Genomic DNA, 21,072 nt, shown 5'->3' on the forward strand with positions numbered 1-21,072 from the left:
CCGCCCCGATTCGGTGACGGCTTCACGTGCCGCCGGACTCCGGTAAGCTTCCCGGCGGAGGATTCGCCTAGTGGCCTAGGGCGCACGCTTGGAAAGCGTGTTGGGTGCAAGCCCTCGCGAGTTCGAATCTCGCATCCTCCGCCCTGGTCTAACCTCGAAGACGTGGCCCGAGACGAACGCGGAGTGACGCCGCAGAGCGAAGACTTCTCCGCCTGGTACAACGAACTGGTCTTCAAGGCCGAGCTTGTGGACCGCGGCCCGGTCAAGGGCACGATGGTCATCCGCCCGTACGGATACCGGCTCTGGGAGCTGCTGCAGGCCGATCTGGACCGGCGGATCAAGGAGACCGGGCACCAGAACGCGTACTTCCCGCTGCTGATCCCGCAGAGCTACCTGCAGCGTGAGGCCGAACACGTCGAGGGGTTCGCGCCGGAGCTCGCGGTCGTGACCCATGCGGGCGGCAAGGAGCTTGAGGAACCGCTCATCGTCCGGCCCACCTCAGAGACGGTCATCGGCGAGTTCATGGCCAAGTGGATCAGCTCGCACCGGGACCTGCCCATGCTGCTCAACCAGTGGGCGAACGTGGTGCGCTGGGAGCTGCGGCCGCGGATGTTCCTGCGCACGACCGAATTCCTCTGGCAGGAGGGCCACACCGCGCACGCGGACGAGGCGGACGCGATGCGCGAGACCATGCTCGCGCTGGACACGATCTACGCGCGCGCCGCCCGCGAGGTGGCCGCCATGCCGGTCATCGAGGGTGAGAAGACGCCAGGCGAGCGGTTCGCCGGCGCGGTCCGCACGTTCACGATCGAGGGCATGATGCGCGACGGCCGGGCGCTGCAGGCCGGCACGTCGCACTACATGGGCACGAACTTCGCCCGGGCGTTCGGCATCCAGTACACGGGCGAGGACGGCCACCTCAGCCACGCGCACACGGTCTCCTGGGGCATGAGCACCCGCATGATCGGCGGCGTGATCATGACACACGGCGACGACAAGGGCCTGGTGCTGCCGCCCCGGCTCGCCCCGTACCAGGTCGTCATCGTGCCGATCGGCCGGGGCGGCCAGTCCGGCGAGGTCATCGCGGCCGCGGCGGCGCTGGCCCGGCGGCTGGCCGGCGCGGGCATCCGGGCGCACGTGGACGACCGTCCGCACCTGTCGCCTGGATTCAAGTTCAACGACTGGGAGCTGCGGGGCGTGCCGGTCCGGCTGGAGCTCGGCCCCCGCGACCTCGCGGCGGGCAGCGCGGTGATGGTCCGCCGGCTCGGCGAGGCCAAGGAGTCCGTCTCGCTGGACGGGGCCACCGCGCGGCTGGCCGCCGAGCTCGAGGCGTTCCAGGGCTTCCTGCTCGGGCGGGCCGCCGCGTTCCGTGACTCCCATACGGTCACCACCGACGACTGGGACGACTTCGCCAAGGCGGTGGCGACCGGCTGGGCTCGCGCGCTGCACTGCGGCACGCCGGAGTGCGAGGAGGAGATCAAGGCCGCGACCGCGGCCACGGCCCGCTGCATCCCGCTTGACGGGGAGCCGGAGTCTGGCCCGTGCATCCGGTGCGGCCTGCCGTCGGCTTACGGCAAGCGGGTCATCTTCGGCCGCGCCTACTAGGTCAGGCAGCGGGCGGAGCGAGGATCTTGGACTTCTCGCGCTCGAATTCCTCGTTCGTGATGACTCCGTGGTCGCGCAGGCCGGCGAGCTTGGTGATCTCGTCGGCGGCGCTCTGCGGCCCGGCTGCCTCCTGGACGTAAGAGCGGAATTCCTCGTCCTGCCTGCGCTGCGCCGCCCGTGCCCGCTCGTGCATGCTCGGGCCGCGGACGATCAGGTAGCACAGCACGCCGATGAGCGGGATGAACAGCACGAACAGGAACCACAGGGCCTTCGTCCAGCCTGACATGTCGGGGCTGCGGAACAGGTCGATGATCACCGTGATCAGGATCCAGAACCAGAGCACCCACAAGAAAACCTCGACGATGCTCCAGAAAACGGAAAGTGCCGGGTAGGACGAGTCAGCGAGCGGCATCGCTTGCTCCTTAGCGCAGAGGTGAACAGGGCGCCGGATGGCTGCGCGGGCGCGTCCTCCAGGCCCGGCGCGCGATAACTTTCTCCGCGCGGCAGGCTGTCCCGCATCGCCCCGCGCGGGTGATTGACGCGTATCCGCGCCCGCGGAACCGGCAGAATCGCGGAAGGCTTGTCAGCCGTGGCCCAGCCGGACGGCCTTGACGATCAGCAGCAGCACCGAGATCACGAGGTACCCGCGCAGGGTCAGCACGCCAATCTTGGTCAGCGGCGACCACTGCACGGGCTTGAGCAGCGCGAGCGGCGGCATCCGCCAGCTCATGCGTTCGGCCGGGGACATGGCGGCGCGCGGGTGCGGCGGCGGCGCGGGGCTCCGCCGCCCGGTGATCCGGATCCACACGCCGGCCAGGGCGGCGAAGGCAAGCAGCGCGACGGCCACCCAAACCGCGACCGTGGTCGCGCTGATGCCGGGGAACAGCGTGCTGATGACCAGCGTGCCCGACAGCACGAGCAGCACGCCGATGATGAACACCGCAACGATGTTCAGCCACCGCGGGTTCATCCACGGGCCGAGCACCTCGCGGTCGTTGCACAGCAGCAGCAGGAACACGCTCGCGCTCGGCAGCAGGATCCCGGCCAGCGCCTGCACCGCGGTGGTGAGCAGCCCGAGCGGGGTGCCCGGGATGAGCACGATCGTCGCCGCGAGCACGATCATGGCGACGTAGAAGGCGTAGAACGGCTTGGCGTCCTTGAACGAGCGGTGCAGCGAGTGCCTGATGCCGAACACGTCGCCGAACGCGTAGCTGGTGGACAAGGTGACCGACGCCGCGCCGATGATCGACGCGTCGAGCAGCACGATCGAGAACGCCGCGCCGTACCAGCCGCCGTGCATCTCCAGCGCGTGCGCCACCCCGAGCGCATCGGTGAAGTTCCCGGCCAGGTGGGTGCCGCGGACGGCGAAGACCGCGGAAATCAGGATCAGCGAGGCCCCGATCACCACGACGAAAGCGCCCACCGTGGTGTCGGCCCGCTCGTACGGGATGAACCGCGGGGTGATCCGCTTGTCGATGACGTTCGACTGCTGGAAGAACAGCTGCCAGGGGGCGACGGTGGTGCCCACGATCGCGATGATCAGCAGCACCGAGGTGGAGCTGAACCCGCCCTGGACGCCCGGCACGACGAAGTCGTAGCCGATCTGACTCCAGTGCGGGCCGGACGTGAGCCCGAGCGGAATCAGGATCAAGCTCACCGCGATAAACCCGAACAGCGCCTGTTCCCAGCGGCGGAAGCTGCCGCTCGCGGTGATGGCGACCAGGACGACTCCGGTGACCGGCACCGAGACGTACGGGGTGACGTGGAAATACTGCAGCGCCAGGGAGACGCCGATGAATTCGGTGACGATCGTCAGGAAGTTCAGGATGAACAGGTCGCCCACGCTGAACCAGCCCCAGAACCTGCCGAACCGCTCGTTGATGAGCCGGGCGTGCCCTACGCCGGTGACCGCGCCGAGCCGGACCACCATCTCCTGGTTGACGATAAGCACCGGGATCAGCAGCAGCAGCGTCCACAGCAGGCTGTAGCCGTAGTTCTGCCCCGCCTGCGCGTAGGTGGACACGCCGCCGGCGTCGTTGTCGCCGACCATCACGATCAGCCCGGGTCCCATGACCGCGAGGAAAGTGATCAGCTTGCGCTTGACGCCGCCGCCAACTTCCTCCTCGCCGAGCCGGATCCGGCCGAGCGCGCCCTCGATGTCGCCGAGATGGGCCTCGTCGAGCACCGCGGAGGGCGGCGGCTTGGCGAGGGCCGGCCGCGTGGGCACGGACGTGCCTGCCTGCTGGGCCGGCTGGGAGGTGTCCAGGCCCTGTTCTGGTGACGCCGGGTGACCGGGCTGCTGGGGTTGTGCGGGGCCGCCTCGGGTGGTCACCTAGCGTCCCCGTGGTGGGCGTCCGGCGGCTCCGCCGCCTCGCGCCGCCGCCAGTCGTCAGGCAACGTGATCTCCAGGATGTCGTCGACCGTGATGACCCCGAGCAGCCGGCGCTCGTCGTCGACCACGGGGATCGTGATGAGGTTGTAGTCCGTCATGAGCACGGCGACGTCCATGACGTCGGTGTCGGTGCCCACCCTGACCGGATCCGTGTCGCACACGTCGATCAGCGTGCTGGCCGGATCGGCCTGCACCAGCGTGACCAGGCGGGCCACGCCGCGCAGGCCGCCGTCGGAGTCGACGGCGTGCACGCTGGTCAGCGCCTCCGGCTGCAGTGTGCCCGACCTGCGGATCGCGTCAAGCGCGTCCGAGACGTTCGTCATGCTCGGCACCGCAACGAAGTCCACCCCCATGAGCCCGCCGGCGCTCGTCTGGTTGAAGCCGAGCAGCGTGAGCACCTTGGTCCGCTGCGGCGACGGCAGCAGGTCGAGCACCGGCTGCCGCCGCGCCTGCGGCAGCTCGGCGATCGCGTCCGCGGCGTCGTCGGCCCGCATCCTGCTGAGCACGGCGGCGATTTCCGCGTCCGTGCGGGCACCGAGCAGCCGGGTGGCGAGGTCCTCGTCCAGTTCCTCGAAGACGTCCGCCTCCAGTTCCGGGTCGTCGTGCACCCGGCCGAGGATCTCGGTCTCCTCGTTCTTCGACGCCTCCTCGAGCAGGTCCGCTATCTGAGCCGGCTTCAGCCTGCGCACCCGGGCGAACGGCCGCCGCTGGAGCGCGCTGCTCTCGTGCCCGATCAGCGACTCGAAGTCGTGCCAGTCGCGGAAGGACGGCCCGTCCGCGGCGTGCGGATCCGGACCGAGCAAGCCGAACAGCCGTCGCGGCCGGCGCCTGGTGTCCACCCCCGACAGGACCCATTCCGCGCCGTCCCTGTACAGCTGCAGGTCCCACGCGCGGACTAGCCGCGCGTTCTCCACATCGATCAGCCGGTGGCCGAGCACGTCCGCGCTGAGCAGCACCTCGCCCTCGCGCCGCTCGAAACGCCGCAGGTCGAGCTTGGCGGTCGTGAGCTTGAGCACGTCGCCGTCGAAGTCGGCGACCTTGTCCATCGGGACGAAGACCTCACGTCCCCCGCCAATCGCCGCGACCATGCCGGTGACCTGCGGGTAGTCCGAACCGCGGAGCCGCACGATCACATCGGACACCCGTCCGAGCGACTCGCCGCCGCTGTCGGCGACGGGCCGCTTGAGCAGGGTGGAAAGGCGCATCGTCTGCCCGCGTTCCGCCGTCGGAGGCGGTGACGCAGGCGATGTACTGGTCATGTTGATGCCTCTTGATTAGCTAGCACTGCGTTTACGTGCGGGGACAGGCCGTCCCGCGATCCCTATGTTCCCCGCGAAAAATCCCCCGGTCACCGGAACGCGCTTCGCCGCACCCGATGACTCCCCGTTCCACGGCATCACCATCCCACCCGCAAGTGAACGCCAGGTTGACGGTGTCCCTTCCCGGGGGCTATTCCTGGTCCTCGGGGGTACCCCGACGCACCGCGCATAACCTGGTGCGTTGAGGTGATAAGAAGTCACCGGCACGTTTGACCGACGAAAGGCGCAGATGGTGGCCATGCCCGAGCCAGTGGGCCTGCTTGACGGGCGCGGCAGCCAGCCGGACGGCTTCTGGTACACCGCGAAGCGGCGGATGCTCGGCCCGCCCCTGGTCAACGAGCAGCTCGGCGAGCAGCGGCTGTCCAAGCCGCTGGCGCTTGGCGTCTTGTCGCCTGACGGGATCTCGTCGTCCGCGTACGGCACCGAGGAGATCCTGATCGCGCTGCTGCCGCTGGCCGGCCTGGCGGCGTTCACCCTGATTCTCCCGATGACGCTGGTCATCCTGCTCGTGATGACGCTCGTGGTGCTCTCCTACAGGGAAGTCGTCATGGTCTACATCAGGCCGGGCGGCTCCTATGTGGTGGCGCGGGAGAATTTCGGGCCCCGGGTCGCGCAGATCTGCGCGGTGGCGCTGCTCATCGACTACGTGGTGACCGTCGCCGTCCAGATCGCCGCCGGCACGGCGGCCGTCGCCTCGGCGTTCCCGGCCATCGGCCCGTACAAGCTGGAGGTCTGCGTCGGCGTCGTCCTCGTGATGTGCTACGGCAACCTGCGCGGCATCAAGGAAGCGGGCCGGGCGTTCGCCGTGCCCACGTACCTGTTCGCGGGTTCGGTCATCTTGATGATCGTGGTCGGCCTGGTCCGCGAGGTCATGGGCAACCTCCCGCTCTACGACCCGAAGACGATGCACGGCACTTACACGCTCGGCTCGGGGACCGCGGGACTGATCAGCGGCGTGATGATCTTCACGCTGCTGCGCGCGTTCGCCAACGGCGGCGCGTCGCTGACCGGCATCGAGGCGGTGAGCGACGCGGTGGGCGCGTTCCATCCGCCGGAGGGGGTCAACGCCCGCCGGGTGCTGATCACCGAGGGGCTCATCCTGGGCACGCTCGTGGCCGGGATCTCCTGGCTCGCGCACGCCACGCATGCCACGCCCTATGTCGCCGGCTACCCGACGGTGCTGGCGCAGGAAGCCAAGATCGTCTTCGGGCACACGTTCCTCGGGCAGGCCTTGTTCCTGCTGGTGCAGGCGGCGACCATGCTGATCCTGTACACAGGCGGCAACACCAGCTTCAACGGGTTCCCGTTCCTGACCAGCTACGTCGCGGGGGACTCGTTCCTGCCGCGCTGGCTGCTCAAGCGCGGCCACCGGCTGGTGTTCTCCAACGCGATCATCCTGCTGACGATCGTCTCGGTCGCGCTGCTGATCGTCAAGAACGCGGACGTCAACAGCCTGGTGCCGCTGTACGCGATCGGCGTGTTCACCGCGTTCTCGATGGCCGGCTTCGGCATGGCCAAGTACCACCACACCCACCGGGAGCAGGGCTGGCGGCACAGGTTCGCGATCAACTTCTCGGCCGGGCTGCTGACCTCGGTCGTCGTGGTGATCTTCGCGGTCGTGAAGTTCGCGGAAGGCGCCTGGCTGGTCCTTGTGCTCTTCCTCGTGCTGGTCCCCGCGCTGATCCGGCTGAACGCCGAATACCGGGCGGAGGCCGAAGTCCTCGATACGGTCAGCGGCGAGCAGCCGAGCCCCGCCCCGCATTACTCCCGGCGCGTGGTCTTCGTCTTCGTGGACAGCTTCGACCTGGCCACGCTCGCGGCGCTCCGCTACGCACGGAGCCAGCGGCCCACGACGATCCGCGCGGTGCACTTCGTCATCGACAATGTGCGGGCCGAGAGGCTGCGCGAGAAGTGGACCCGGGCAGACCGCGGCGTCGCCCTCGACTTCATCGACTGCCCCGACCGCCGGCTCACCAAGGCCGCGAGCGAACTGGCCGAGCGGGAGGTCCAGGATCCGGGCACGTACGTGACCGTGATCCTGCCGCGGCGCAGCTACTCCCCGCTCCTCGGGCGGCTGCTGCACGACCGCACGGCGGACAAGATCGCCGCCGCGGTCAGCCGCATCCCGCGGTCGGCCGCCACCATCGTCCCGTACGACGTGCCGAGCCGGGTGGCGGTACTGCAGGCACGCCAGGCGGCGGCCAGATCGGCCAGGCTCGCGAAGCCCGCCGCGGCGCCGGCGCCGGCCGCGGCGGAACCGGCCGAGGGCGACGCCGCGCAGGCGGCCACCGCCACGGAACTCGCGCTCGAGGCGGACATCGCCGCTCGCCATGCCCTGCTGGGCAATGAGCGAGCCGCGCCGCCCCGCCCGGCCAGGCGGCACCCCGGCAGCGGCGACGAGCAGGGAGCGCCGGCCGCGGCACCGAGCGTTTCCCCGATCGGCTCGGTGACCTCGCCGGGGAAGGCCACGGTCGAGGGGCGGATCCGGGTCGTCGAGATCCGGCCGGTCGAGCGGAACTCGGTGCTGGCCGTGGAGATCAGCGACCACACGGGCAGCCTGACCGCGATGTTCTACGGCAGGTCGCACATTCCTGGTCTGGTCTGCGGGGCGCGGGTCCGGTTCCACGGCCCGGCCGGGATCCGCGGCGGCCAGCCCGTGATGATCAACCCCGCTTATGAGCTGCTCTTCCCCAGCAGGGACCAGTAGGAGTCATTCCGCCGCGCCCCTGGGCAGCAGCTGGTACGCCGGGTTGATCATGGCCGGACCGTCTTCGCGCATCGACACCTTGCCGTCCAGCCGCAGCCGCGCGCCGGGTTCCACGCCGGGAATGTGGGTGCGGCCGTAGAACATGGCTGTCAGCGTCCCGGTCCCATCGGTCACCGTGCACTCGAACACGCAGTTCTGCTCCACCGGGCGGATCTCCACCGCCCGTACCTTGCCCTCGATCGTCGCCTTCCCCGGCCCGCTGAGCGCGCCGATCGGCGTCACGCCGGGCGGCAGCACCGCGGCCCGTACTTCGGATCCGTCCTCCTTGCCGACCTGGGCCGCGGCAGCCGGGCTCTTTTCTGTCGTCTGAACGGGCGCTGGCGTCTGCCCTGCCGCTGCCCCTGTCGCCGCGAGGTGGGCGGCGTGCCGGGCGTGGAGCACCTGGACCCGGCTCTCGACATCGAACGGGATGATCGTCGCGGCGGAGTTGGGCACCCGGCTGACCACCGAGGCGATCTTGTCCGCCGTGCGGTCGTGCAGCAGCCGCCCGAGGAGCGGGGAGTAGCTGCGCCGCGGCAGCACCACGGTGACGTGCGTGCCGTTCTGGGCCGCTTCCTGGCTGACAAGCTCCACGGAAGCCCGCAGCAGCCTGCGGTCCGGCGTATCGATCATCTCCAGCGGGATGCCCTGCCCGAACCGCACCCAGTTCTCGCGCAGCTTGTCGGCCTGGGCGGCGTCGATGACGAAGTGCACCGCTCGCACGGTCGTCGGCCGCAGGCCACGGGCGTACCTGATGGCCGCGAACGTCGCCAGGTCCACGCTGTCCACGAAGATCAGCACCACGCGGCGGCTGTAGTTCGGCTGCCGCAGCGTGATCGTGGCCGCCCGCTCGCTGATGTTCTGCAGGACCTCGGCCTCCATCCGGTACTGCCGGTTCAGCCTGATCAGCAGCAGCACCAGGAGCGGGAACACGACGACGATTACCCAGGCGCCCTCGGTGAACTTCACGACCGCGAAGATCGCCACGACGATCGCGGTGTAGACGGCCGCGGTCCGGTTGATCACCAGTCGCCGCCGCCAGCCGCTTTCCTTGACCCGCCTGTGGTACTTGGCCATGCCGAACCCCGCCATCGAGAACCCGGTGAACACGCCGATCGCGTAGAAGGGGATCAGGCCGTTGACCTTCGCGCCCGTGCTGATCAGCAGCACCAGCGAGACGATCGTGAGCACGATGATGCCGTTGGACAGCGCGAGCCGGTGGCCGCGCTTGGTCAGCCAGCGGGGCAGGAACGAGTCGCCCGCGACGAAGCTGGCCAGGAACGGGAACCCGCTGAAGCTGGTGTTGCCGCCAGTGAACAGGATCAGCGCGGTGGCCGCCTGCACCACGAAGTACATGAAGTGACCGGCGGTGCCGAAGACGACATTGGCCTCCTGGGCTAGCACGGTCGGATATCCCGCCTCGTAGGGGATCGCGTGGGTGACGTGCGCCAGCCAGGAGATGCCGGCGATGAGGAACGCGACGATCGACCCCTGGGTGACCAGGATCTGCCTGGCGTTGCGGCCCTCCGGCGGGCGCAGCGCGCTGACCGCGTTGGAGACGGCCTCAATGCCGGTAAGCGACGATCCGCCGTTGGCGAAAGCCTTCGCCAGCATGTAGATCAGCCCGAGGCTGAGGATGCCTTCTGTGCTGTGCCCGATCGGGAACGTAGCACCGGAGTACGGGCTGACGTGCGGCAGCCCGCTGGTCAGCTCGCGGGCCAGGCCGATGATGATCATCAGGCCCACCGAGACGGAGAACAGGTAGGTCGGCAGCGCGAACGCGCGCCCGGCCTCGCGGATGCCGCGGAGGTTGCCGTAGCACATGATGAGCACCGCGATCACCGAGATGACCGTCAGGATGTCGGGCCCGATGACCGGGATGCTGCCGAGCTGGGGGAACGCGGACACGATCGCCGCGCTGCCCGCGGCGGTCTGCACCGCGACCGTCACCGTGTAGTCGATGAGCAGCGCCACCGCGGCCACCTGCGCCACCCGCGGGCCGAAGTTCTCCCGCGCCACCACGTAGGAACCGCCAGCCCGGGTGTAGACCGAGACGACCTCGCGATAGGAAAGCACGACCAGGGCGACGCCTGCGAGGATCACCAGCGTCATCGGCAGGATCAGCGTGAACGCCGCGAGGCCGACCACCTGGATCATCTCGATCAGCATCTCCTCGGTGCCGTACGCGGCCGAGGAGATCCCGTCACAGGACAGCACGCCAAGCGCGAGCGGCCTGGACAGCCGCTCCTCAGAGATCTGGTCGTTCACCAACGGGGGCCCGAGCAGCCGGCGCTTCAGCGAGTAGCCGAACGTCTCGGGCAGCCTGCTATCGGGCAGGGCGACGCCGGACAGCTCATCCGGCATGCCGCCGTCAGCCAGCCCGGTCCCCTGCGGTGCCGCCACTAGATTCCGCCTCCAACCGCGTCCCAGCCGTCTGCCCGCCAGTGTCCGCCTGACGCTCGGTAACTGGCAGAGACAAAGGTCGCCTGATTTAGGACCTTCCGGCGCTGGTGCGGCGCGTGGTGCGGTAGTTGATTTCTCATCGCGGGCATCAGGCTAGGCGCTACTTCGATGCTTGACTGCTAGGGCCGCGTTAAGGCTGCTGACCTGGACGTTAAGGATGCGTCAAGATGGTCGGCGGCTGGCCGGAAAGGCGCTGGAATGACAAGCACGATGACTGGTGGACGGCATGAGACACCGCTACGCTGGCGCCGTCACGCAGCGCGACGCTTGCCGGGCCGGCCGGGACTTCCGGCCCCCTATGCGCTGCCGGCCGGCTTCGCCGCGCTGTTCGCCGTGGGCACGGTGGCCGCGGCTCTGAACGGGCGGCTGTCCGCCACCGGAGTGCTGCTGTGCAGCGCGGTCGTGGTCACGGCCGTCTCGGTTCTCGCCACGCCGGCGGCGGCAGTGCCGCTTGGCGTCATCGGCTGGCTGACCGTCATCGGGTTCTCGCGGCCCCCTTACGCTGACCTCCGGCCGACCGGAGCGACTGCCGCGCTCGCCGCGATCACCATGGCGGCGTGCGCGCTGTGCGGAGCCCTGGCGGGCGTGCTGTTCCGGTACTGGACGGCGCGGGTCACACTAGAGAGCGTGGACCGGCAGAAAGAGAGCGGCATCAATGCCCGCAGGCAGCTGGCCGGCGCGGCGCTCGCCGCAGCCGGGCTGCCGCTGCTCACCGTGGTGCTCGCCGCCCTGCGTCCGCACCTGAACCTCTCCGACGACCTGCTGATCTACCTGGTCGCGGTGGTGGCGGTCACGGTGGTCGGCGGATTCTGGCCGGCGGTGTTCGCCGCCGTGGCCGCCAGCTTGCTGCTGAACTGGTACTTCACAGAACCGCTGCACACCTTCACGATCGCAGAACCGAAGAACCTGCTCGCGCTCGTGCTGTTCGTCACGGTCGCCGTCGCGGTGAGCAGCGTGGTGCACCTCGCCGCGCGACGCGAGGCGGATGCCGCCAGGAGCGCGAAGGAAACCGCGTCCCTGCTCGGCCTCGCGCAGACGGTACTCGGCGGCACGGACACCCCCGCCGATGTGCTCGAGCATCTGACCAGCAGCCACGGCGGCCAGGCCAACCTGCTGGAACGCGTGGGCGCCAAGTGGATCAAGGTGGCGACGAGCGGCGCGGCGGACCCGGGCGCGGCGGTCATCCGGTTCGAAGTCAGGCCCGACCTGGCGCTTGAGGTAAGCGGGCAGGCGGCCACCGCGACCGCCGCGCTGCTGGCCGGCTACACCGCTCAGGCGGTGGCGGCCCTGGACCGGGCACGGCTGCGCACCCAGGCGGCCCAGGCGGAGGCGCTCGCCGAGGGGAACCGGATGCGGACCGCGCTGCTCGCCGCGGTCAGCCACGACCTGCGCACCCCGCTGGCGTCCATCAAGGCCAGCGTCAGCAGCCTCAGGCAGACCGACGTGCACTGGTCGCCGGAGGACGAGGCCGACCTGCTCGCGAACATCGAGCAGAACGCCGACCGGCTCGACGCGCTCGTCGGCAACCTGCTCGACATGAGCCGCCTGCAGACCGGGTCGCTGGCGCCCTTCCTGCGCGCCACGGCCGTGGACGAGGTAGCGCCGGTAGCCCTGCGCGGGCTCGACAACAGCGACCTGCTCGACATCGTGGTGCCTGACGACCTGCCGCTGGTCCGCGCCGACCCCGGACTGCTCGAGCGGGTGCTCGCCAACCTGTTCTCCAACGCGCTGCGGCACTCCCCGCCGGATTCCCGGCCGGCCTTGCGGGCACGGGAGGACGGTGCGCTGGTCGTGCTCGAGGTGGTTGACCACGGCAACGGAGTGCCGGGCGATGTCAAGGAGCGGATCTTCGAGCCGTTCCAGCGGCTCGACGAACGGTCGTCGGGCGTCGGGCTCGGGCTCGCGGTCGCCAAGGGCTTCGCCGAGGCGATGGGCGGCACGATCGTCGCGGTGGACACCCCGGGCGGCGGGCTTACCGTCCGGGTAACGCTGTCCGCCGAGACCAGCGGGGTCCCTGCCGCGCTCGGGTCCGGACAGTGAACCGCGGAGCGCGGTGGTGACCAAGGTCCTCGTCATCGACGACGAGCCGTCGATCCTGCGGGCGCTGCGCATCAACCTCACCGCAAGGAACTACGAGGTCAGCACCGCGAGTGACGGCGCCTCCGGACTGGCTGCGGTGTCCAGGGACCGGCCTGACGTGCTGATCCTTGATCTCGGGCTGCCCGATATGGACGGCACGGACGTCATCCACGGGGTTCGCGGCTGGAGTTCGACGCCGATCATCGTGCTGTCGGTTTGGGACCAGGAGCAACAGAAGGTGGCCGCACTCGACGCCGGGGCCGACGACTACGTCACGAAGCCGTTCGGCATGGACGAACTGCTTGCCCGGCTGCGCGCGGCCGTCCGCCGGGCGGCGCCCGCGCCAGATGAGCCGGTGGTGACCACGCCCGACTTCACCGTGGACCTAGCCGCCAAGCGGGTGACCAGGAGCGGGGAAGGCGACGTCCGGCTCACTCCGACTGAATGGCAGCTGCTGGAGGTGCTGGCCCGTAACCGCGGCCGGCTGATTACGCAGCGACAGCTGCTCCAGGAGGTGTGGGGGCCGGCGTACGAGTCGGAGAGCAACTACCTGCGCGTATACGTCGCGCAGCTGCGCCGCAAGCTCGAGCCGGAACCGTCCCGGCCGCGGTACCTGCTCACCGAGCCCGGCATGGGCTATCGCTTCCAGGCCTGACCGCCGCGTCCCGGTGACACGCATGAACATCGCCGCGGTGGGAAAGCAGCCAGCTATGGACCGGCGAACGGGCCACGGGCCCGATGACATGGGCGACGACGAGCAGGAGACTGACGTCGCCGCGTACGAGCAGTACATCAAGGACCCGCCGGACGACCTGGTGATCGCCGAGGACGACGACGAGGACGCGGAACAGGCCACGGACTGGGCTGCCCGCCACCCCGCGGCGGCGGACGACACGGCAACCGCCGACACGCCTGCCGAGGACTCGGCCGTCCACGAGACCCCCGGCCAGTAGGCCTGGCATTGCGCACGGCTGCGTTACCCGCTAGTAATAAGGCGTGGGGTGGTATCCGCCGAGCCCATTGGAGGCACGCGTGAGCACCTATGACCTGTACACCACACCCGTCGCGCGCGGCACCTGGGACGTGCCCGCGACCGGTGCCGCCCGCTTGTCTTGGGAGTACGACGACGGGCGGCAGCGGCTGCTTGACCTGTACCAGCGCGGCAAGGACAAGCAGTGGGACGCCGCCAGGCGGATCGACTGGGACCAGCCGGTCGCCGCCGAGAACGTCACGGAGGCAGGCGACGAGTTCTGCCCGATCTACGGGTCGCGGCAGTGGGACAAGCTGAACCAGCGCGAGCGCGAGGAACTCGGCCACCACCTGTCCGCATGGCTGTTCAGCCAGTTCCTGCACGGCGAGCAGGGTGCGCTGACCGTGGCGGCGCGGATCATCGAGTCGGTGCCGGACATGGACTCGAAGTTCTATGCCGCCACCCAGGCGATGGACGAGGCCCGCCACGTGGAGCTGTTCGCCCGCTTCATGAGGGAGAAGATCGGCCTGTTCTATCCGGTCAACCCCGACCTGGCGAAGCTGCTCGGCGACGCGCTTGGCGACGCGCGGTGGGACATGCCCTACCTCGGCATGCAGGTGCTCATCGAGGGGCTGGCGCTCGCCGCGTTCGGCGTGCACAGGGACATCGCGAAGAACCCGCTTGTCAAGCAGCTGCTCGCGTACGTGATGCAGGACGAGGCGCGGCACGTGGCGTTCGGCCGGCTCGCGCTACGGGACTATTACGCCCAGCTCAGCCCGGCCGAGCTCGCCGACCGCGAGGAGTTCGTGGTCGAGGGGTGCCACCTGATGCGCAACCGGTTCATCGCCAGGGAGGTCTGGGAGCGGCTCGGCTTCGACGTGGCCGAATGCGTCGAGTTCACCGAGCACTCCCCCACCCAGCAGGCGTTCCGCCAGCTGCTGTTCACCCGGATCGTGCCGTGCGTGAAGGACATCGGGCTGTGGGGCCAGAAAGTGCGCCAGGCCTATGCCGACCTGGGCGTGCTTGACGCCGCCGGAAGCGACCTCGACGCGCTGATGCGAGCCGACGAGGACATCGCCGACCGGATAGAACGCGAGCACGCGGCCGAGCTGGCCGCCCGCAAGCGGGAGGTGGACGCCGCCATCGCCTCCGGTCGCGCGGACTAGCTGCCGGCAGAGTCGGCCGGAGCTACGGCCGGGGTGTAGCCTGCGCCCGGGCGTGGGTAGGGTCAAGACGTGAGGCAACCCCTCGGCAGGCTCCTGCGCAGGGACGGCGCGGGACGGGACGGCGCACGGCCCGACGGCGCGGGCGCGCCAGCGACCGGCCAGGCAACGCCACGGCGGCACCGGGGGGCGGCGCTTTCGCTCTTGTCCGCGTCCCGGCCCGCCGCCCTGGCGGAGCGCATCGAGCGCGCGCCCGCCCTTGACGGCCCGGTCCGCGTGCTGTCCGAGACAGTGGTGCGCGCGCTGCCGCCCGGGCCGCGGGCCGACGCGCTGCACGGCGTTCCGTTCGGCCAGCCCGCGCACCCCGCCCTGATCCGGATGCCGCTCGGCTGCTGGACGTCGGCCGTGCTGCTCGACCTGTTCCGCGGCACCGAGCGGGCCGCGGGCACGCTCGTGGCGGTCGGCCTGGCCGCCGCGCTGCCCTCCGCCGCCACGGGCCTGGCCGACTGGTCGGCGCTGCACCGCCATCAGCAGCGTGTCGGGCTGGTGCACGCGATCTCGCAGGCGTGCGCGACAGCGCTGTTCGGCGCCTCGCTGCTCGCCAGGCTGACCGGGCGGCACGGCAACGGCAAGGTGCTGTCGGCAAGCGGGCTCGCCGTCGCCACCGCGGGTGCGTACCTGGGCGGACATCTGGCGCTGCGCCTTGGCGCCGGCGCCAGCCACGCGGAGCCGATCGACCACCTCGCCGCCCTCGGCTGGCACGACCTGTGCCCGCTTGCCGACCTGCCCGACGGGCACCTGGCCCGCCGCCAGCTCGGCTACCTGAGCCTGCTGGCGCTGCGCCAGGGCGACACGGTGCAGGTGCTGTCGGACCACTGCGCGCACCTGGGCGGGCCGCTCCACCAGGGACGGGTGGTCACCGTGCGCGGTGCCGCCTGCGTGAGCTGCCCGTGGCACGGCTCCACGTTCCGGCTCAGCGACGGTGCGGTCATGCACGGTCCGGCCACCGCACGGCAGCCGGTGTTCGAATCCCGGATCAGCGACTCGGGCTGCGTGCAGGTCCGGCCGCAGGCTAAGCGCCGGGCAGCCGGGTGACGCTGCCGGCCCCGTCCGTCCCCGCGAGCGGCGGCTCGATCTCCTGCTCATGCCGCTGCTTGGCCTCCGCGCCTGCGGTGCCGAAGAAACCGCCGAGCCCCTCCAGGGCCTTGCCCATCTCGCTGGGGACGATCCACAGCTTGTTCGCGTCGCCCTGCGCGATCTGCGGAAGCATCTGCAGGTACTGATAGGCGAGCAGCCGCTGGTCCGGGTTGCCCTCGTGGATGGCGCGGAACACCGTCGAGATCGCCTGCGCCTGGCCGCGTGCCCGGGCCGCCTGCGCCGTCGCGTCCGCCTCCGCGCGCACCACGGCCGCCTCCGCCTCGCCGCGGGCCCGGAGCACCGCGGCCTGCTTCTCGCCCTCGGCGGTCAGGATCGCCGCCTGCTTGGACCCCTCCGCGGACAGGATCGCGGCGCGCTTGTCCCGGTCGGCGCGCATCTGCTTTTCCATGGAGTCCTGAATGGACGAGGGCGGCTCGATGGCCTTCAGCTCCACCCGGCTGACCCGCAGGCCCCACCTGCCCGTCGCCTCGTCCAGCTCGCGGCGCAGCTCCCCGTTGATCTTGTCCCGGGAGGTCAGCGTGGTGTCCAGGTCCATGCCGCCGACCACGTTCCGCAGGGTGGTCACCGTGAGCTGCTCGACCGCGGCGACGTAGTTGGCGATCTCGTACGTGGCCGCCTTGGGGTCGGTCACCTGGAAGTAGATCACGGTGTCGATGCCGACAACCAGGTTGTCCTTGGTGATCACGGGCTGCGGCGGGAAGCTGACCACCTGCTCCCGCAGGTCGATGAGCGGCCGCAGCCGGTCGATGCCAGGCACCACCAGGTTCAGCCCGGCGTGCAGCGTCCGGTGGTAGCGGCCGAAGCGCTCGACGATACCCGCCCGTGCCTGCGGGACGATCCGCACCGACCTCAGCACCGAGATCAGGGCAATTATCACGATCAGGACGAGAACCACTACCGCGACTATGGTGCCCATCACCGTCATCTCCGCTCGGAGGCGCTTATAACGCCCACGGTACCGTCGGTAGGCGGCAAGTGCCAGGGATGTCGCAATCCGTGGCCAGTCAGCGGGCGGCCCAGGCCGTCCAGCGCGACCGGCGGTACTCGATCTCCAGCGGAACGCCGAAGCACCGGGACAAGTTACGGGCGGTGAACACCTCGGCTATCGGCCCGGCCGCCAGGACCGAGCCCCGGCGCAGCAGCATCGCGTGCGTGAAGCAGTCAGGCACTTCCTCGACATGGTGCGTGACCAGCACCAGCATCGGCGCCTTCGGGTCGGCGGCGAGCTGCGACAGCCGGCGGAGCAGGTCTTCCCTGCCGCCCAGGTCGAGGCCTGCCGCGGGCTCGTCAAGCAGCAGCATCTCCGGGTCAGGCATCAGCGCCCTGGCGATCTGCACGCGCTTGCGCTCGCCTTCCGACAGCGTCGCGAACCGGCGCCTGATCAGGTGCGCGCAGCCGAGCGCCTCGAGCAGGCCCACCGCCCTGGTCACGTCGGCTGACTCGTATTCCTCCTTCCACCGGCCGAGCATCGCATACGCGGCGGTCAGCACCAGGTCGATGACCTTCTCGCCCGCCGGCACCCCTTCGGCCAGCGCGGCGCTCGTCAGCCCGATCCGCGGTCGCAGGTCGAACACGTTCGCCTCGCCCAGCCGCTCGCCGAGCACCTCCACCGTCCCCTCGGTCGGGAACAGCACCGTCCCCGCCACCTGAACCAGGGTCGTCTTGCCCGCTCCGTTCGGGCCGATCACGATCCAGCGCTCGTCCTCGTGTGCGGTCCAGTCGACGCTCCGCAACAGCAGCGACGTTTCGCGCCGCACGGACACACCACGCAGCTTGAGCACCTCGTCAGACACTGCCTGCCCCTCCTCTGCCCGGCACGGTCCGCCCAGACCGAACCTATTCCACACCAGGCGGTCCGGCACAGCAGGTGGCGGTTAGGGGTTGGTCACACCGCCCGGCCGCCAGCGGGTAGCGTGGGCTCGCGATGAATCGACCGCGGACCACGCTGCTTGTCACGCTGACCGGCCGGGACCGGCCGGGGGTCACGTCGCGCCTGTTCGGCGTGCTCGCCAGGTACCCGCTGACCGTCGTTGACATCGAGCAGGTGGTGATCAGGGGCAGGCTGGTGCTCGGGGTGCTGACCTCCTGCGACGCACCGCCCGATCTCACCGCCATCTATCACGGAGTCACTGGGCTGGCGACGGACCTGGGGCTCGAGGCCGAGATCACCACCGGCTCGGCCGAGCCCGCCTCCGCCGCCCCGCGCGGCCAGCTGCACGTCACCGTGCTCGGCAACCCGCTGCGGCCGGAAGGCGTCGCCGCGGTCGCCGGCCGGATCGCCGCGAGCGGCGCGAACATCGACCGGATAACCCGGCTGGCCAGCGACCCGGTGACCTGCATCGAGCTGGATGTCTCGGGGGCCGAGCCTGCGCAGCTGCGGGACGCGCTCGCGCGGGTGGCCGCCGACCGCGGCGTGGACGTCGCGGTGCAGCGCGGCGGCCTGTACCGGCGGGCGATGCGGCTGATCGTGATGGACGTCGACTCGACGCTCATCCAGGACGAGGTCATCGATGTCCTCGCCGCCCGCGCCGGCTGCGCGGCCGAGGTCGCCAAGGTCACCGAGGCCACGATGCGCGGCGACCTCGACTTCGCCGCGTCGCTGCGGGAGCGGGTGGCGCTGCTGGCCGGCCTCGACACGTCCGTCGTCGACTCGGTGCGCGCCGGGCTGCGGCTGACTCCGGGGGCGCGCACGCTGATCAGGACCCTGAAGCGCCTCGGCTACAAGTGCGGGATCGTCAGCGGCGGGTTCACGGCCGTGATCGAGCCGCTGGCCACCGAGCTTGGCATCGACTACGTCGCCGCCAACACGCTTGAGGTCGCGGACGGGAAGCTGACCGGCCGGGTGCTCGATCCCGTCCTCGACAGGGACGGCAAGGCCGAGGCGCTGCGCGGCTTCGCGCGCGCCGCAGGCGTCCCGCTGTCGCAGACGGTCGCGGTCGGAGACGGCGCCAACGACCTGGGCATGATCGCCGCGGCCGGGCTTGGCGTGGCCTTCAACGCCAAGCCCGTGGTCCAGGACGCGGCCGAGGTGGCACTGAACGTTCCGTACCTGGACACGGTCCTGTACCTGCTCGGCATCTCCCGCGAGGCCGTGCAGGCCGCCGACCAGGCGGAGGATTAACCTACGCGCCCGGGTCGGCGTGCTCGGCGGGCGCGCTGGCCGGGGACGTGACCTGCCCGTTAGGCGCGTCCTTCGCGTCCGGCTTGGCGGCGGGAACGGCCTCCGCGGCGCCCTTGGCCGCGGACTCAGCGACCGCTGGCGCGGTCGCGCCGCCGATCTCGGCGCTGGCCGGCGCCTCGTCCTCCCCGGTGAGGGCGTGCGCGCGCCGCTTGGACACGATGATCGCCGCGATCACGATGATGACCGCGCCGAGCGCGACGCCGGTGCGCAGCCCGGTGTTGGAGCTGTACTTCACCACCGAGGTGGCGATCAGCAGCGACACCAGGTTCATGACCTTAATCAGCGGGTTGATGGCCGGCCCCGCGGTGTCCTTGAACGGGTCGCCCACGGTGTCGCCGATGATCGTGGCCGCGTGCGCCTCCGATCCCTTGCCGCCGTGGTGGCCGTCCTCGACGAGCTTCTTCGCGTTGTCCCAGGCGCCGCCGGCGTTGGCGAGGAAGACCGCCATCAGCACGCCCGCGGCGATAGCGCCCGCGAGGTAAGAGCCGAGCGGGGCGTACCCGAACGCGAACCCGACCGCGATCGGGGTCAGCACCGCCATCAGGCCCGGCGTGACCAGTTCGCGCAGCGAGTCCCTGGTGCAGATGTCCACGACCCGCCCGTACTCGGGCTTCTGCGTGAAGTCCATGATCCCCGGGTGGTCGCGGAACTGGTTGCGCACCTCGATGACGACCCGCTGCGCCGCCCGGCCGACCGCCATGATCAGCAGGCTGGCGAACAGGAACACGACCGACGCGCCGATGATCAGGCCGACCAGCACGTTCGGGTGATCCACGGACAGGCTGAACGACCCGGCGGCGCTGCCCAGCGCCTGCTCGACCTGGGTGCGGAAGGAGCCGAACAGCGCGGTCGCCGCGAGCACCGCGGTCGCGATCGCGATGCCCTTGGTGATCGCCTTGGTGGTGTTGCCGATCGCGTCCAGGTGGGTGAGCGCCTGCGCGCCCGAGCCCACGATGTCGCCGGACATCTCCGCGATGCCCTGGGCGTTGTCGGTGACCGGGCCGAAGGAGTCCATCGACACGATCACGCCGACCGTGGTCAGCAGGCCGGTGCCGGCCAGCGCGACCGCGAACAGCGCGAGCGTCGCGTTCCCGGTGCCGAGCAGGAACGCGCCGAAGACGGCGGCGGCGATCAGCAGCGCGGAGTACACCGCGGACTCCATGCCCGTCGAGATGCCGGCCAGGATCACGGTGGCGGCGCCGGTCCGCGAGCTCTGCCCGATGTCCTTGACCGGCCGCCGGCCGGTCTCTGTGAAGTACCCGGTGAGCAGCTGGATCGCGCTGGCGAGCACCAGCCCGATCAGCACCGCCCCGATGGCCAGCCACTGCGGGCTGCCGCCGTGGCTCAGGACGTCCGCCTCGGCGCCGGTCAGCTGGCTGAAGTGGTCCGGCAGGTAGGTGAAGCAGGCGATCGCCACGAGGATGGCGGAGATCGCGGCGGAGACGAAGAACCCGCGGTTGATCGCGGTCATCCCGCTGCGGTCGCCGACCCGCGGCCTGACGACGAAGATGCCGACCACCGCGGTGAGGATGCCGATCATCGGCACGATCAGCGGGAAGATCAGCCCGTAGTCGCCGAACGCCGCCTTGCCCAGGATCAGCGAGGCGACCAGCATGACCGAGTAGGACTCGAACAGGTCCGCCGCCATGCCGGCGCAGTCGCCCACGTTGTCGCCCACGTTGTCGGCGATCGTGGCGGCGTTGCGCGGGTCGTCCTCGGGGATGTTCTTCTCCACCTTGCCGACCAGGTCGGCGCCCACGTCGGCCGCCTTGGTGTAGATGCCGCCGCCGACACGCATGAACAGCGCCAGCAGGGCCGCGCCGAAGCCGAAGCCCTCCAGCACATCCGGCGCGTTGGCCCGGTAGATCAGCACCACGACGGCCGCGCCGAACAGGCCCAGGCCCACGGTGAACATGCCGGCCACGCCGCCGGTGCGGAACGCGATCCGCATCGCGCGCTGCTCGCCGCCGTCGCGCGCCGCCGCCGCGACCCGGAC

The 21,072-nt window shown here is 70.4% G+C and carries 15 protein-coding genes and 1 tRNA gene; 9 read left to right on the forward strand and 7 right to left on the reverse strand.

Annotated features, from left to right (window positions below; genetic code table 11):
* The first annotated feature begins 56 nt into the window (after window positions 1-56).
* Both Q1N79_RS06860 and proS read left to right on the forward strand, forming a co-directional pair.
* A tRNA-Ser gene (locus Q1N79_RS06860) sits at window positions 57-141 on the forward strand.
* Between the two features lie 21 nt (window positions 142-162).
* Window positions 163-1,605 carry a proline--tRNA ligase gene (proS, locus tag Q1N79_RS06865; RefSeq protein ID WP_300605716.1) on the forward strand — a complete coding sequence of 481 codons (1,443 nt, stop codon included), beginning with the start codon at window positions 163-165 and terminating at the stop codon, window positions 1,603-1,605.
* 1 nt (window position 1,606) lies between these two features.
* On the opposite strand, the gene Q1N79_RS06870 is transcribed toward proS, so the two are convergent.
* The 3 genes from Q1N79_RS06870 to Q1N79_RS06880 form a co-directional block, all read right to left on the reverse strand.
* Entirely contained in the window at window positions 1,607-2,017 is a 411-nt protein-coding gene (locus Q1N79_RS06870) for an SHOCT domain-containing protein (RefSeq protein ID WP_300605717.1), read from the reverse strand.
* 171 nt (window positions 2,018-2,188) lie between these two features.
* Window positions 2,189-3,937, reverse strand: coding sequence for an NRAMP family divalent metal transporter (locus tag Q1N79_RS06875; RefSeq protein ID WP_300605718.1), 1,749 nt, complete (start codon window positions 3,935-3,937; stop codon window positions 2,189-2,191).
* Window positions 3,934-5,256: a CBS domain-containing protein gene (locus Q1N79_RS06880; protein WP_300605720.1), complete on the reverse strand. Its 1,323-nt coding sequence runs from the start codon at window positions 5,254-5,256 to the stop codon at window positions 3,934-3,936. The genes Q1N79_RS06875 and Q1N79_RS06880 overlap by 4 nt, the downstream gene beginning before the upstream one ends.
* Window positions 5,257-5,554: 298 nt before the next feature.
* Between Q1N79_RS06880 and Q1N79_RS06885 the strand changes: the two genes are divergently transcribed.
* Window positions 5,555-8,023, forward strand: coding sequence for an amino acid permease (locus Q1N79_RS06885; protein ID WP_300605722.1), 2,469 nt, complete (start codon window positions 5,555-5,557; stop codon window positions 8,021-8,023).
* Window positions 8,024-8,026: 3 nt separating this feature from the next.
* Here the strand turns inward: Q1N79_RS06885 and Q1N79_RS06890 are convergent, their stop codons facing one another.
* Entirely contained in the window at window positions 8,027-10,465 is a 2,439-nt protein-coding gene (locus Q1N79_RS06890) for an amino acid permease (RefSeq protein WP_300605724.1), read from the reverse strand.
* Window positions 10,466-10,792: 327 nt separating this feature from the next.
* Between Q1N79_RS06890 and Q1N79_RS06895 the strand changes: the two genes are divergently transcribed.
* From Q1N79_RS06895 to Q1N79_RS06915, 5 genes are all read left to right on the forward strand, one after another.
* Window positions 10,793-12,565 (forward strand): DUF4118 domain-containing protein, encoded by a 1,773-nt coding sequence (locus Q1N79_RS06895; protein WP_300605726.1) that lies wholly within the window; start codon window positions 10,793-10,795, stop codon window positions 12,563-12,565.
* A gap of 16 nt (window positions 12,566-12,581) precedes the next feature.
* The gene (locus Q1N79_RS06900; RefSeq protein WP_300605728.1) at window positions 12,582-13,259 is read left to right on the forward strand and encodes a response regulator; all 678 of its coding nucleotides are present in this window, start codon (window positions 12,582-12,584) and stop codon (window positions 13,257-13,259) included.
* A gap of 55 nt (window positions 13,260-13,314) precedes the next feature.
* Window positions 13,315-13,557, forward strand: a complete 243-nt coding sequence (locus tag Q1N79_RS06905; RefSeq protein ID WP_300605730.1) for a hypothetical protein — start codon at window positions 13,315-13,317, stop codon at window positions 13,555-13,557.
* 79 nt (window positions 13,558-13,636) lie between these two features.
* Window positions 13,637-14,740, forward strand: a complete 1,104-nt coding sequence (locus Q1N79_RS06910) for a ferritin-like domain-containing protein (RefSeq protein ID WP_300605732.1) — start codon at window positions 13,637-13,639, stop codon at window positions 14,738-14,740.
* Window positions 14,741-14,809: 69 nt separating this feature from the next.
* A complete protein-coding gene (locus Q1N79_RS06915) occupies window positions 14,810-15,832 on the forward strand; it encodes a Rieske (2Fe-2S) protein (protein WP_300605734.1) in 1,023 nt (340 codons plus the stop codon).
* Here the strand turns inward: Q1N79_RS06915 and Q1N79_RS06920 are convergent.
* Both Q1N79_RS06920 and Q1N79_RS06925 read right to left on the reverse strand, forming a co-directional pair.
* Entirely contained in the window at window positions 15,810-16,811 is a 1,002-nt protein-coding gene (locus Q1N79_RS06920) for an SPFH domain-containing protein (protein WP_300605735.1), read from the reverse strand. The genes Q1N79_RS06915 and Q1N79_RS06920 overlap by 23 nt on opposite strands.
* A gap of 88 nt (window positions 16,812-16,899) precedes the next feature.
* Complete coding sequence (locus tag Q1N79_RS06925; protein WP_300605737.1) at window positions 16,900-17,688, reverse strand: ABC transporter ATP-binding protein; 789 nt, start codon at window positions 17,686-17,688, stop codon at window positions 16,900-16,902.
* A gap of 131 nt (window positions 17,689-17,819) precedes the next feature.
* Between Q1N79_RS06925 and serB the strand changes: the two genes are divergently transcribed.
* Window positions 17,820-19,016, forward strand: a complete 1,197-nt coding sequence (gene serB / locus Q1N79_RS06930) for a phosphoserine phosphatase SerB (RefSeq protein ID WP_300605739.1) — start codon at window positions 17,820-17,822, stop codon at window positions 19,014-19,016.
* A 1-nt stretch (window position 19,017) separates the two neighbouring features.
* Here the strand turns inward: serB and Q1N79_RS06935 are convergent.
* A partial coding sequence (locus Q1N79_RS06935; protein WP_300605741.1) for a sodium-translocating pyrophosphatase occupies window positions 19,018-21,072 on the reverse strand: 2,055 nt, incomplete at its 5' end.

The sequence above is a fragment of the Trebonia sp. genome (assembly GCF_030042015.1).
Classification (GTDB): Bacteria; Actinomycetota; Actinomycetes; order Streptosporangiales; family Streptosporangiaceae; genus Trebonia.

Excerpts from the sequence above, each read along its gene's own strand:
- Q1N79_RS06885 (WP_300605722.1), top strand. The coding sequence starts at position 5,555 with ATGCCCGAGCCAGTGGGCCTGCTTGACGGGCGCGGCAGCCAGCCGGAC.
- Q1N79_RS06905 (WP_300605730.1), top strand. The coding sequence starts at position 13,315 with ATGGACCGGCGAACGGGCCACGGGCCCGATGACATGGGCGACGACGAG.
- Q1N79_RS06870 (WP_300605717.1), bottom strand. The coding sequence starts at position 2,017 with ATGCCGCTCGCTGACTCGTCCTACCCGGCACTTTCCGTTTTCTGGAGC.
- serB (WP_300605739.1), top strand. The coding sequence starts at position 17,820 with ATGAATCGACCGCGGACCACGCTGCTTGTCACGCTGACCGGCCGGGAC.
- Q1N79_RS06880 (WP_300605720.1), bottom strand. The coding sequence starts at position 5,256 with ATGACCAGTACATCGCCTGCGTCACCGCCTCCGACGGCGGAACGCGGG.
- Q1N79_RS06920 (WP_300605735.1), bottom strand. The coding sequence starts at position 16,811 with ATGGGCACCATAGTCGCGGTAGTGGTTCTCGTCCTGATCGTGATAATT.